Below are 12,520 nucleotides of genomic sequence, written 5' to 3'. Positions count from 1 at the left end.
TGTTAGTCCTTCTGGAGGGCCGTGATGGTTACGGCGTCTGGGGTTGTCTGGTGGACTGCCGGGACAGTGGAGCCCGGCAGCGATGCGGCAGCGGCACCATGTGCCACGGCTTGACGAAGGCAGTCCTGCGGGGAACGGCCTTGGGTTGCGGCCAGCAGGTAGCCGGCAAGGGACGAATCGCCGGCACCTACTGTGCTGACTGCTTGGATGGGCGGGTGCGTGGCCAGCCACGCACCCTCTGCGGTCACAAGGACGGCGCCCTTGGACCCAAGCGTTGCGAGGACAGCGCCCACACCGCTTTCGACGACGGCGGCGGCTGCTTGTGCTGCCTTGGCCGGGTCCGCTTCGAGTTCCTCAGCCGTGGAGACACTTGCGAAGCCTGCTGCGGCTGCGAGTTCCGCAAGTTCCTCGGCGTTGGGCTTGAGGAGGTCAGGCTTTCCCGCGGCGTCGGCTTTCACGGCAGCGGCCAGCGGCGCTCCTGAGGAGTCGATGGCGATGCCGGGAGCTTCCGTGCCATCGGCGCGGGAGCGAAGCCGCCGTGCAATTGTGGCGTAGTAATCAGCCGGCACTCCTGGTGGGAGCGAACCGGCGAGGACCACCCAGCTGGCGCCACGGGAGCGGTCCAGCAGCAACCCGATCAGGGCCTCCTGCTGTTCGTCGCTCAACTCCGGGCCGGGCTCGTTGATCTTTGTGGTGACGCCGTCCGGCTCGGTGAGCGTGACGTTGCTGCGCAGTGCCTGGCCGATGGGCAAGGCCGCAAACGGAACTTTTGCGTCGTGAAGTCCGGCAAGGACGGGATCCGCATCGGCGCCGGGAAGAACGGCCACGGTTTCGAGTCGTGATGCCACCAGGGCGCGGGAAACGTTCACGCCTTTGCCGCCGGATTCCTGGTGGACGTGGAGGGCGCGCTGTACCTCGCCCCGGGCAAGCGCCGCGGGAAGTTCCACGGTGCGGTCCAGGCTCGGATTCGCCGTAAAAGTGACGATCATGCGATCACCACGTCAACGCCGGCCTCTGCCAAGGCAGCTGCAAGATCGGCAGGGGGTTCGTTGTCAGTTATCAACGTGTCCACATCCTTCAGGGTGGCGAACTGGACCAGGGTCTCCGTGTCCAGCTTGGAAGAGTCGGCGAGGGCTACCACGCGGCGGGCCGAGGTCACGAAGGCGGCCTTGACCGCGGCCTCCTCCGGGTCGGGGGTGCTGAGCCCGAATCCGGCGTGGAGGCCGTTGGTGCCGATGAAGGCAATGTCAGGGCGGAGGCGGAGGGCGGCCTCCACGGTGGACTGCCCGACGGCGGCCTGCGTCAGGCCGCGGACCCGACCGCCAAGAACCTGCAGGGAGATTCCGGCGACGGTGGAGAGTTTGCCGGCGATGGGCATGGCGTTCGTGATGACTACAAGCTCGTCCGAACCGTTCGCCGCCGGGTCCTGGGCCAGCAGGTCCGCCAGGGTTTCCGTGGTGGATCCGGCATCCAAAAGGACGCTGCCCGAGGAAAAGTCCGGGATCATGGCCAACGCCGCAGCGGCAATGCGCAGCTTTTCCGCCTTGCGCTTGATGGCGCGTTCCTGGATGCTTTCTTCGCGCGTGCTCAACTTGTCGGACGGGACTGCACCGCCGTGGACGCGCCTGAGGTTGCCTGAAACTTCCAACGCCGCCAGGTCGCGCCGGACGGTTTCGGTGGTGATGCTGAATCGGTCCGCGAGCTCAGTGACGCTCACCCGTCCACGCTCTGTAACGAGTGCGTAGATCAGTTGCTGGCGCTCTTCGGCGAACACTTACCCTCCATTGCGTAAAGCTTCGAGTCGGTTGATTCGTTGGTCCCACTGCCGTGATCACTGTCACAACTAATGTGGAATTGCTTGACTCTATCTTTGTTTATGTGGGTCCGTCAAGGGTAAAGCCACATAAACACAGATCCGCAGGTGGGAGCAGGTGGGAATGTGTGGGAACGCAGCAGAGGGCATGTCGCACTCCCTGTAGTGCGACATGCCCTCTTTCGGATCCTGACTGGGGGATTTACCAGGATCCGGTCCATGGGGTTGTTCTGAATGGTCATCTCAGCCGACCGGGCAAACCCGGCCGGCTGTGACCTCGTTTCTTTGGCTACTCCGGCGGCGAATCCCCGGGTTCCCGTTCCGGCGTCGGCTCAGGAACCGGCGGAGGGCCGGGCTCGGGGAGGGGAACGGGCTCAGGAGTGGGACCCGGCTCCCGCGTTGGCGCGGGCTGATCTTCCGGTCCGGGACCCCGCGCAGCAGTACCCTCTCCGTGCGCTTCACTCATGGCTTGGTGCTCCGGCCCCGGACATAGTGCTGCGGCCGCAATGTCCGGGGTGTCGCTGAGGGGAAGCTGCTGGAATCCCAGCCGGCTCCCGGATAGTCGATGGGGAGGTTGTCCGGATCGGGCGGATCCGGCAGCTTGTGCTTGAGCCCTGACCGGGGTTCGGAGCTGGCAACCCTTGGCTCTGTCCTGCGCTTCTCTGTTTGCATGTCACTCTTCCCTTTTGACCGGTTCAGTCCGGAATCTCCATCCGGAAGCCACATTTGCACCCAAGGATGCGTGTGTTGAGGTGGACCTCGTAAGACTGGGGCTGGCCCTTTCCCAGGGCCAAGGTCGCCTCGATGCGTCGAAGCTCGCAACTGCGCGTTTTCATGGGCTCCCCGCAGTGGAGGTACTGGCCGCCGAACTTCAACATGCCCTGAGGTGAGCCCGGACGGTTGACGATGATGGCTACCTTTTGGACACTGGCCAGCTGAGAGTAGATGTAGCGGCATGCAGCGCATTCGTAGCTGACATTCACCATGTTGGGCGCGGGCGGGTAGTGCGACTGGATCGAGTTGACCTGCAGGAACTGGTCGGAATCGCACCGGGAACACCACAGGGGCTCGTCAGGGGGCTGATGCGCTTCGTCGGGAACTCTCGAAGCCGGCTGGGCGGGCATGGGACGCACCTTTGCACAGGGATGCTGGGCGCCCGTCTGCATGAGCTGTGAAGCCGGGTCCGTCAACGCGGACTGTAGCTAGATTGTGCACATAGGCGCACAGCAGATGCAAGGATTTTGCCAACACCTAACCTCACGGAACCGGACGCTCCTACTATGGGAGCATGGATGAAATGCAGCATGGAGCGGTGTCTTCCAACAATGTTGCGGCTCCGGATGAAGCCGGCTTCCTAGGTGGCGAAGCGGGCGTCCCCGTCGCCGAACACTTGCAGGACCTGGTGATCGACAGCGAAGACGTGAACGGGTTCCTCAATGAACTCGCGGTCTTTTCCTCAGGGGCGGTTTCGGCTGAGGTTGGCATCGAAGTTCTGTGCGGGGTGACCCTGAGCCGACGCCGCAAAGCCCTGACCGTCGCCGGAAGCAGCCCTGAGGCGCGCCTCATCGACGAGGTCCAGCAGGCATACGGTGACGGTCCCTGCCTGCACGCCATGCGGGAGCGCAGGACCGTGCTGGTCCACGACACGTCAACGGAAAAACGCTGGGCAGATTACTGCTCGGTCATCGCCCAACGCGGTCACCTCTCAGCCCTCTGCGTTCCGCTTGAACTGGACGAGGGTGCTACGGCTGCCCTGAACTTCTTCGCTCCCAAGGCCCGGATCTTCACGGACTCCATCATCCGGGGCTGTGATCTTTACGGCAGCCAGGCCGAAAAGGCTTTGCGTCTGGCCGTTCGAATCGGGACCAGGCAGCAGCATGCGGAGGACCTCCGCGAGGCGATGTCTTCGAGAACGGTGATCGACCTCGCGTGCGGAATCATCATGGGCCAAAACCGTTGCAGCCAGGAAGAGGCCTTCGAGATTCTCAAGAAGGCATCGAACGGGCGGAACCAGAAGCTGCGCGACATCGCAGAGTCGCTCATCACATCGGTAGCGGGTGCCGCCCCTGTGTCGCACTTTGAGCCCTAGCACCTGGGGACTCCGGACGCCATCCCTTGTGAGGCCGCGCACTGTTGAACTAGATTCATAGATGGGTTAAGCCACCAGCCCTTGGAGCCTCATGACTTGGACCATCCGCGATGATGGTCCGCAGTGCGGCGCAATCCTCCGTTAGCATCCGCCGCCATTTCGCATGCAGCTCCTACAGGAGCAACCGCTTCACCCGACGCTGTTCAGTGCGTCCCGCAAGGGACGGTTGTCGGAAACCACCGGCCCCGGTGGTGCTTGCAATAAAGGAGAATGGCAATGTCGCTTGGTTCCCCGCTTCCCGCCCCGAAACGCCTTACCGGGGCGACACCCGCGATCGGAGACACCGGATCCCGTCCCTGGTGCACCGTCTGCGATACCGATTCCTACATCTTTGTTGAAACCGTGGTTGAAGCCGCGCCGAACCAGTCCGAAATTGTTGAAGTCAGCTACACCTGCAGCGAATGCGATACGTTCTACGCCCACGCTGTCCGTTTGGCGGAGCTCGCGCCCCACATCCAGGCGGAATTCCTCTCTTCCACCGCAACAGGTCTCTGGTACAGCTGCACCCATTGCGGTGAGCCCATGACCTTGGGCCGCCCGGCTGAGCAATTCATCGAGGCACCCCGGAACACTGACGACCCGGGCGGGCCAAGCTTGTTGGAGGTGTACCTGCAAACCCAGGTGCTGCACTGCCGCTGCGGCTTCCAAACGGAGGTTCCGCACGTCGGGTGAGGCCGGCTCGATAGACGTATCCGGTGGGGAGGGGTGGCCATGCGTACGTTCGGCGTAGAGGAAGAGTTGCTCATTGCCGATCCTGTGGACGGGATTCCGCTGGCCCTTGCCAACGGAATCCTCGAGACCACAGGACCCGATGACGGGCCCTCGCTCAAATCGGAGTTTAAACAGGAACAGATTGAGGTGAACTCCCGCCCATGTTCCTCGGCCGTTCAGTTGCGCGAGGAGATCCACCTTGGCCGGGCGCTCGCGGATTCTGCCGCCCGGACCCTGGGCGCCCGCGTTGCGGCCCTGGCAACGCCGCCGGTATTCCATGCGACGCCCACCCTGGGAAACCAGCGGTACGCCACCATGGGAACGGAGTTCGGGCTGGTCTCCAGGGAGCAGCTCACCTGCGGCTTCCACGTGCATGTTGCCATCGAAAACCCCGAAGAAGGCGTAGCTGTCCTTGACCGCATGCGGCACTGGTTGCCCGTGCTGCTCGCCCTCAGCGCCAACTCCCCGTTCTGGATGGGCGTCGATACTGGGTTTGCCAGCTACCGCACCCAGATCTGGAACAGGTGGCCAACTGCCGGCCCCATGGACGTCTTCGGTTCCGAGCACGGTTACAGGTCCGTGCTGGAGGAGCTGCTCAAAACGGGCGTGCCTCTGGACGAGGGCATGATCTACTTCGACGCGCGGCTTTCGCGCGGACACCCGACTGTCGAGCTGCGGATCGCCGATGTGTGCCTTTACGCCGAAGACGCGCTGACCATTGCCGTCCTTGCACGGGCCTTGGTCGAGACGTCGGCGAGGCAATGGCGCGAGGGGGTTCCGCCGTCGGGCGTTCTCACCAGCGTGCTGCGCATGGCCAACTGGCGCTCCAGCCGCTTTGGGGTTGAAAACCACTTGCTGCATCCCGCGGAACTGCGTCCGTCCCCGGCAGCCGAAGTGCTCGAAGCGCTGCTGGCGCACGTCCACGAGGCGCTCGCGGACGCGGGCGACCTCGAACCCGCGCGCGCCGGAGTGTCGGCGATACTCCGGCGCGGAACGGGTGAGCGGCTCCAGCGAAAGGCCTACGCCCGCGGGCTGCGGCTGGCCGACGTCGTCACGGAAGCGATTAATTCCACGCACCGGTACGGAGTGCCCGACGCCGGCCTCCTCACCGGGTGACCGACGGCCTCCACCGGATGCCCCAGCGGACGCGGATTCCTAGCCCTGGTTGAAGCGGATCAGGTTTCCAGAGGGGTCGCGGAACGCGCAGTCGCGGGGACCCCACGGCTGGTCGATGGGCTCCTGCAGGACTTCCGCGCCGGACGCGCGGAGCTTCTCGAACGTGCCATCGAGGTCATCGGTGGTGAAGACCAGCATGGGCATGACGCCCTTGGTGAGGAGTTCCTGGATGGCATCGCCGTCGGCCTGGGAGCGGCCGGCATGCGGGGGCGAGAGGACCAGCTCCAAGTCCGGCTGCGCGTCGCTGCCAAGGGTCACCCAGCGCTGCCCGTCGGAGCCGACGTCGTTCCTCACCTGCAGGCCCAAAGCGTCACGGTAGAACGCCAGGGACTCGTCGATATCAGTGACAGTGACATGTGCGTACTTCAGGGAAATGTTCATGAGGCCCACGCTATTGCAGCCGCGAACGCCGTGCTTCTTCGATCCTGCTCAGCTTTTGAGGGCTGCTGCAGGAGGGTTCCTGGCCGGGCGTGTGTGCTGCTTTGCGATGCAGTTTGGCATGGCTTTCACGGCCTCGTGTTCCAGTGCCCGGTACTCGCTGGGCGGCATTCCCACGATTTCGGTGAAACGCGAGCTGAAGGAACCAAGGGACGTACAGCCAACCTCCATACAGGCGTCGGTGACGGTGGCACCGGCACGGAGGAGCGCCATGGCCCGCTCAATGCGCCGGGTCATGAGGTAGTTGTACGGCGATTCCCCATAAGCGGCTTTGAACTGGCGCGAGAAGTGGGCCGGCGACATGAGGGCGCCGGCTGCCATGGTGGGAACGTCCAACGGCCGCGCGTACTCGCGATCGATGAAGTCGCGGGCCCGCCGCAAGTGGGCCAGGTTGGCCAGTTCCTGCGGAGTCATGCGGTCAGTCTACTAGGCTCATGCCCATGGATTCAGTGGTTTGGTCGAAGCCGGAAAACGAGCGCGCGGGTACGCCGTTGTTGGTGATGCTGCACGGTTACGGCACCAGCGAGGAACGGATGGCGGCGCTCTTCCCGCACCTGCCGCAAGAGTTCACCTGCGTTGCCTTGCGCGGACCCAAAGTCATTGGCGACCACTACGGATGGTTCCTGCTGGACTACTTCCTGACCAATGACTTCGCGGACGTTATCTCCTCCACCAACAGGGTGTTCGACTGGATCAACACCGTCCGGAACAACCACAGCAGCGTGAGCCTCCTGGGGTATTCCCAAGGCATGGCCATGGCCAGCACCCTCCTGCGCCTGAAGCCGGAGCAATTCGTGGCTACGGTTGGGCTCTCCGGCTTTGTGCTGGACAACGACCTCCTGGCCCTCAGCGAATCCTTCGATGCCCCGCCGCCCTTCTTCTGGGGCAGGGACAAGGCCGACCCCGTGATCAATGACGAAGCGATCGAACACACGGACGGCTGGCTCAACGCCAACACCGCCCTTACGGCCCGGACGTATCCCGGGATGGGGCACAGGATCGAGCCCGCTGAACTGGTGGATGTGGGCGCCTTCCTGCGGTATTACGTCCTCGGCCCCCGCTAAACCGGCCCAACTGGGTCGCATTTGTGCGCGTTCTGAGCCCTCAAAACGCGCACAAATGCGACCCAGTTGGGAGGGGGAGGGTTAGGTGGGCCGGGGGATTAGACGTCACCCGCGGCCTTGAATCAAGCTTTCCGTGAGATTCGCGTCACATTCCGATGTTGGACCACACAGTGTTGAATGACAAAATTGTAAGCGCTTACACTTTTGGCTGCGGTGGCCGACGGCGCCGCCCCGCAAGGTGTTGCTCAAGCATGGAAAGGGTTGAGGCCGTGTTGCATGGTTAGGACTCACAGGGTGACCATCCAGGACGTGGCAGTCCTCTCCGGACTGTCCATCTGCACCGTCTCCCGGGCACTCCGGAATCTCCCCAACGTTTCGGAGAAGGCCCAACGGCAGGTGGCGGAAGCCGCCAGCAAGCTCGGATTCAAGGCCTCGGCTGCTGCTTCGCGGCTGGCCGGCGGCAGCACAGGATCCGTAGCCATCATTGCTCCCACCGCCACCACGTGGTTCTTTTCCCAGGCAGTGGAAGCAGCAGAAGAAGTATTCGGCGACAGCGGCTATGACACCATGCTGATCAGCCTCCGGAACAAGAAGACAGTGAAACAGCAGGTGTTCGGCCGGCTCGAGTCACTGGCGCAAAGAGTCGACGGCGTGCTGCTGCTTAATGTTGACCTGGACCCCTCCGAGGTGGAAGCCTTGGAAGCTTCGGGGCTGGCAGTGGCCAGCGTCGGCCTGCGGAATGTTCCGTGGGACAATGTTGGAATCGACGACGAACATGCGGCCTGGCAGGCAACGTCACACCTGCTGGAGCTGGGTCACTGGGACTTGGCGGTTCTCACGAATACCGAACCCGTCCTCAGCGACGTCGCTCCGGCACAGCCGGCAGGACGCGGACAACAGGCAACAACAGCGAGGTTCCGTGGTTTCAGCCGTGCCTTGGATGACCACCACCTCACCGTCCACCCGGACCTGGTGGTTGCCTGTGCTCCCGGCATAGACGACGGCCGGCGGGCCATGACCGAGCTCATTGCACGGGGTGCAAAGCCAACCGCGGTGTTCGCCCACTGCGACGAGGCGGCGTTCGGCGCGTTGATGGCGTTGCGCGAACACGGCTTCTCCGTGCCGAAGAACATGTCCGTGATCGGCATTGACGATCACCCCATGAGTTGGTTCCTTGGCCTGAGCACCGTGGCCCAGCCCGTTGCAGACCAAGGCGCCTTCGCGGCCAACCTGCTCTGCGAGCGACTTTTGAATACAGATACCCCCAACCAACCTGCAACCCACCTCCTCGACACCAAGCTCATCGAACGCAAGACCACGCGCCACCGGCGCTGAAACGGAAAACGCACATGACTGATCTTCGTACTGCCTGGACCGGCGCTTCGGCGCTGCTGTTCGACCTCGACGGCGTGCTGACGCCCACTGCCGTGGTGCACGAACAGGCGTGGCAGGAACTCTTCGACGGCTACCTTGCCGAGGCCGGCCACCCCGACGGCTACCGGGAGGGCGACTACTTCGACCACATTGACGGGAAGCCGCGCTTCGACGGCGTCAGGGACTTCCTGACCTCCCGCGGCATCACCCTGCCGGAGGGACCGGCAGACGATGCCCCCACGAACGAGACCGTGCAGGGCCTGGGCAACCGTAAGAACGCGATCTTCAACCAGATCGTGGACACGCGCGGCGTGGAGCCCTACCCGGGGTCGGTCAAATTCATCAATGCAGCACTGGAACTAGGCCTGAAGGTGGCGGTGGTTTCGTCCTCCCGCAACGCACCGGCAGTCTTGAAGGCCGCGGGGCTTGACCACCACTTCGAGGTGGTGGTTGACGGGCAGGTTGCCGCCGCCGTCGGGCTTCCCGGAAAGCCGGACCCCGCAACATTCACCTATGCCGCCTCGCTGCTGGGTGTTCCCACGGAGGAATGCATCGTGGTGGAGGATGCCGTCTCCGGAGTGCAGGCCGGCAAGGCCGGGAACTTCATGTCGGTGATCGGCGTGGACCGCGGGGCGGGCCGGCAGACGCTGCTGGATGCTGGTGCCACCTTGGTGGTCGACGACCTCGATGATCTTCTCTAACCCTACTTTTTCGAAGGAATTCAACAGCCCATGGCACTGATCAGCTCCGACCGGCTGCGCTTCCCGTGTGAACCGTGGAAGCTCGTGGAAAACATCCACGTCCCCGGTGACGAAGGGACGCTGGAGACGCTTTTTGCGCTCGGCAACGGCCACTTGGGTGTGCGCGGCGCGCACTCCACGCGCGGGGACGGCGAACTCCCGGGTACGTTCATCAACGGGTTCCATGAGATTTGGGACATCAAGCACGCGGAAAACGCGTACGGCTTTGCCCGCACCGGCCAGCGCATCGTGTACGTCCCGGACGCCAACAACTTCACGGTGACAATCGACGGCGAAGCCCTGAGCCTGTCCGAATCCACAGTGCTGGACTACCACCGGAGCATCGACTTCTCCACGGGTGTCTACGAGGAATCAACCACGTGGGCCTGCCGCTCCGGCGCAGTGGTCACCACCGTGGAGCGGCGCGCTGTGGGGTTCGATTCCCGCGGCTGCCTCGGGCTTGAACTGTCCATAACTGCGGACCGTGACGTGTCCGCGGACATCACATCCGCCGTCGTGAACCGCCAGGACCAGCCCGTGGAGGACCATTCGGTCCACGATCCCCGGCGTTCCGGACGGCACGCCGGCCGCGTGCTCCTTCCCCTGCACCTGCACGGGGCCGATGGCTCGCTGCGCCTGGCGTGGGAGACCTCCGAGTCCCGGCAGCGCGTGGCCATGGCAGTGGACCACTGGATTTCCTCGCCCGAGCAGCCGTTCGAGACCGTAGTGGCCGAGGACGAGTCCTCGGTGCGTTACGTGCTGGCCATTACCGGCGGCGGGCCGTTCCGTTTGGAGAAGACGGTCAGTTACGTCGTGGCCGGTTCCGCGGACGACGCCGAAGACCGTGGCGAGAGCCTGGCCGCGGAAGCGGAAGCAAACCTGGTGCCGTTTTCCGACATCCTGGCCCAGAGCCAGGCCCACTACAACACGTACTGGACCACCGCGGATGTTGCGATCGGCGGACAACCTGAACTCCAGCAGGCAGTCCGTTGGGCACTGTTCCAGCTCTCCCAGGCCACGGCGCGTGCCGGTGTGGCAGGCATCCCGGCCAAGGGCGTCAGCGGTTCGGGCTACGAGGGCCACTACTTCTGGGACCAGGAGGTCTACCTCCTGCCCTACCTCACCTACACCAACCCGACCGGTGCCCGGAAAGTCCTTGAGTCCAGGCATGCCATGCTTCCCGACGCCCGTATCCGGGCCAAGGAGCTAAGCGTGGACGGAGCCCTTTTCCCGTGGCGGACCATCAACGGACTGGAAGCCAGCGCCTATTACGCCGCGGGAACGGCACAGTTTCACATTGCCGCCGCCATCGCTTTCGCGGCCAACCGCTATGAGTGGGCCAGCGGGGATGCGGCCTTCGAAGCCGAGGTGGGCGCCGACCTCCTCATCGAGACGGCCCGCATGTGGGCGTCGCTGGGCTTCTTCGGCAAGGACGGTTTGTTCCACATCCATGGCGTGACGGGCCCGGACGAGTACACGGCCGTGGTGAATGACAACCTCTACACAAACGTCATGGCGCGCTTCAACCTGCGTGCGGCAGCGGCCCTCGAGCATGAGGGCATCGCCGATACCGAGCGCCTGGTGTGGCGGCAGGCCGCGGAACGCATGTCACTGCCGTACGATCCTCACCTGCAAGTCCACAGCCAGGACAACGACTTCATGACACTGGAGCCCTGGGACTGGAACACCCCCAAGTCCAAGTACCCGCTCCTGCTGAACTTCCACCCGTTGGTCATCTACCGCCACCAGGTCCTCAAGCAGGCCGATACGGTCCTGGCCATGTTCCTCCAGTGGCAGGACTTCTCCGCTGAGGAGAAGCAGCGGGCGTTCGACTTCTACGATCCCATCACTACTGGCGACTCCACCCTGTCCGCTTGCGTGCAGGGCATCATGGCGGCCGAGGTGGGTTACGGCGACGTGGCGCTGAAGCACTTCACGGAAGCGTTGTTCATCGACCTGGATAACTCCCACGGCAACACCATCGACGGCGTCCACATCGCGTCGACCGGTGGCATTTGGAGTTCGCTGGTGTGCGGTTTCGCGGGCATGCGGGACCAAGGCGAGGTGCTGCGCTTCGATCCGCGCCTGCCAACGGAATGGGATGGCCTGGCGTTCCGGCTCAAGGTCCAAGGGCGCCTGTTGTCCGTGGAACTCTCCCAAGGATCAATCGCGCTGACCTTGGTCCCCGGACCTGACTACAGCCAGGAACCGTTGCCGGTCAACGTCCGCAACCAGGACGTCCAGGTGGGCACGACGACGGTCACGGTACCGCTGGATGCGGTCCCCGTGCCGCCGCCGTCGATCTTCCCGAGTTCATTCCCGACGGCGGGACTCCCGATCGTGGGGCAGTAGCGGTGCCGCCGGGGCCGGCCGGGTGTGGTCCTCGATGAGGCCACTGGCCGCGATTTCCCGTAGCGAATAGATCCCCTTGGCTGCGGAGTCCTTGTCATGGAAGCACATGGACAGGGCCAGTTCGATGCCGTCCGCGTCCACCAGACGTACGCGACAGTCGCCGCCGGCGGCATCGATCAGTTCAAAATGTCCTGCCATCAGGCGGCGCTCCCCTCTCGCCGCTCCGGTGACTCCTGCCGTTCCGGTGACTGCCGGGGCGGCGACTCCCGCGCGGCAGGGGACTCCCGCCGTGCAGTCGACTCCCGCCTTGCTGTCGACTCCCGCCTTGCGGGGAGAGTCGGCGTTTCCGTGCGTGCGGCCCGCAGCCTGCCACTTGCGGGATGGGCCGCCATCGCGGCGTTCCTGCGGCGGTCGAGCTCCGATGAGATGAGCTCCAGCAGCGCTTTGGCAGGTTCGGAGAGATGGTGCGAGTCCGCCGAGCCCAATTGGTCGCAATGGACCAGGACGTGGCGGATGCGTTCCAATTCCCTCGTCGGGACCAGCGGCCAACGCCGGAATAGTTGGCGGACCGCGATGGCGCCAAGGAGCGCGTCGGGTTTGTTGGGCAGGTCGTGCGGCCTTGATGCTCCTCGTCGAGCAATGGGGGCCGCGAACGGCGCTACGCCATGCGAGTAGGTGGTTTTGACGGTGTTGGGGGCCATAC

The 12,520-nt window shown here is 64.2% G+C and carries 15 protein-coding genes; 7 read left to right on the top strand and 8 right to left on the bottom strand.

What is annotated here, in order from left to right:
* Positions 1-2: 2 nt before the first annotated feature.
* The 4 genes from HMI59_RS19710 to HMI59_RS19695 form a co-directional block, all read right to left on the bottom strand.
* Positions 3-989, bottom strand: coding sequence for a 1-phosphofructokinase family hexose kinase (locus HMI59_RS19710; RefSeq protein ID WP_193592287.1), 987 nt, complete (start codon positions 987-989; stop codon positions 3-5).
* A complete protein-coding gene (locus HMI59_RS19705) occupies positions 986-1,774 on the bottom strand; it encodes a DeoR/GlpR family DNA-binding transcription regulator (protein ID WP_193592286.1) in 789 nt (262 codons plus the stop codon). Before HMI59_RS19705 ends, HMI59_RS19710 begins: the two co-directional genes overlap by 4 nt.
* Positions 1,775-2,275: 501 nt before the next feature.
* The gene (locus HMI59_RS19700) at positions 2,276-2,485 is read right to left on the bottom strand and encodes a hypothetical protein (RefSeq protein WP_166186793.1); all 210 of its coding nucleotides are present in this window, start codon (positions 2,483-2,485) and stop codon (positions 2,276-2,278) included.
* Between the two features lie 23 nt (positions 2,486-2,508).
* Complete coding sequence (locus HMI59_RS19695) at positions 2,509-2,937, bottom strand: hypothetical protein (RefSeq protein ID WP_021471234.1); 429 nt, start codon at positions 2,935-2,937, stop codon at positions 2,509-2,511.
* A gap of 164 nt (positions 2,938-3,101) precedes the next feature.
* Here HMI59_RS19695 and HMI59_RS19690 point away from each other — a divergent pair, with 164 nt between their 5' ends.
* The 3 genes from HMI59_RS19690 (at position 3,102) to HMI59_RS19680 (ending at position 5,789) form a co-directional block, all read left to right on the top strand.
* Entirely contained in the window at positions 3,102-3,902 is an 801-nt protein-coding gene (locus HMI59_RS19690) for a GAF and ANTAR domain-containing protein (RefSeq protein WP_193592285.1), read from the top strand.
* A 276-nt stretch (positions 3,903-4,178) separates the two neighbouring features.
* Entirely contained in the window at positions 4,179-4,634 is a 456-nt protein-coding gene (locus tag HMI59_RS19685) for a hypothetical protein (protein WP_166186795.1), read from the top strand.
* Between the two features lie 39 nt (positions 4,635-4,673).
* Positions 4,674-5,789 (top strand): glutamate--cysteine ligase, encoded by a 1,116-nt coding sequence (locus HMI59_RS19680; RefSeq protein WP_193592284.1) that lies wholly within the window; start codon positions 4,674-4,676, stop codon positions 5,787-5,789.
* 39 nt (positions 5,790-5,828) lie between these two features.
* On the opposite strand, the gene HMI59_RS19675 is transcribed toward HMI59_RS19680, so the two are convergent.
* Both HMI59_RS19675 and HMI59_RS19670 read right to left on the bottom strand, forming a co-directional pair.
* The gene (locus HMI59_RS19675) at positions 5,829-6,230 is read right to left on the bottom strand and encodes a VOC family protein (protein WP_021471230.1); all 402 of its coding nucleotides are present in this window, start codon (positions 6,228-6,230) and stop codon (positions 5,829-5,831) included.
* 48 nt (positions 6,231-6,278) lie between these two features.
* Complete coding sequence (locus HMI59_RS19670) at positions 6,279-6,701, bottom strand: helix-turn-helix transcriptional regulator (protein ID WP_021471229.1); 423 nt, start codon at positions 6,699-6,701, stop codon at positions 6,279-6,281.
* A gap of 26 nt (positions 6,702-6,727) precedes the next feature.
* On the opposite strand from HMI59_RS19670, the gene HMI59_RS19665 reads away from it, so the two are divergent.
* The 4 genes from HMI59_RS19665 (at position 6,728) to HMI59_RS19650 (ending at position 11,817) form a co-directional block, all read left to right on the top strand.
* Positions 6,728-7,351, top strand: a complete 624-nt coding sequence (locus tag HMI59_RS19665) for an alpha/beta hydrolase (protein ID WP_031216152.1) — start codon at positions 6,728-6,730, stop codon at positions 7,349-7,351.
* Between the two features lie 294 nt (positions 7,352-7,645).
* Complete coding sequence (locus tag HMI59_RS19660; RefSeq protein ID WP_021471227.1) at positions 7,646-8,686, top strand: LacI family DNA-binding transcriptional regulator; 1,041 nt, start codon at positions 7,646-7,648, stop codon at positions 8,684-8,686.
* A 14-nt stretch (positions 8,687-8,700) separates the two neighbouring features.
* Positions 8,701-9,426 carry an HAD family phosphatase gene (locus HMI59_RS19655; RefSeq protein WP_193592283.1) on the top strand — a complete coding sequence of 242 codons (726 nt, stop codon included), beginning with the start codon at positions 8,701-8,703 and terminating at the stop codon, positions 9,424-9,426.
* A 30-nt stretch (positions 9,427-9,456) separates the two neighbouring features.
* The gene (locus tag HMI59_RS19650; RefSeq protein ID WP_193592282.1) at positions 9,457-11,817 is read left to right on the top strand and encodes a glycoside hydrolase family 65 protein; all 2,361 of its coding nucleotides are present in this window, start codon (positions 9,457-9,459) and stop codon (positions 11,815-11,817) included.
* Here HMI59_RS19650 and HMI59_RS19645 read toward each other — a convergent pair.
* Together HMI59_RS19645 and HMI59_RS25800 are read right to left on the bottom strand one after the other, a co-directional pair.
* Positions 11,779-12,015 (bottom strand): hypothetical protein, encoded by a 237-nt coding sequence (locus HMI59_RS19645; protein ID WP_166186801.1) that lies wholly within the window; start codon positions 12,013-12,015, stop codon positions 11,779-11,781. The genes HMI59_RS19650 and HMI59_RS19645 overlap by 39 nt on opposite strands.
* Positions 12,015-12,518: a hypothetical protein gene (locus HMI59_RS25800; protein WP_227471462.1), complete on the bottom strand. Its 504-nt coding sequence runs from the start codon at positions 12,516-12,518 to the stop codon at positions 12,015-12,017. Before HMI59_RS25800 ends, HMI59_RS19645 begins: the two co-directional genes overlap by 1 nt.
* Positions 12,519-12,520 lie beyond the last annotated feature (2 nt).

Source organism: Paenarthrobacter sp. YJN-5, assembly GCF_015040095.1.
Classification (GTDB): Bacteria; Actinomycetota; Actinomycetes; order Actinomycetales; family Micrococcaceae; genus Arthrobacter; species Arthrobacter ureafaciens.
Note: the sequence above shows the minus strand (reverse complement) of the source record. Positions and strands in the feature narration are given on the sequence as shown.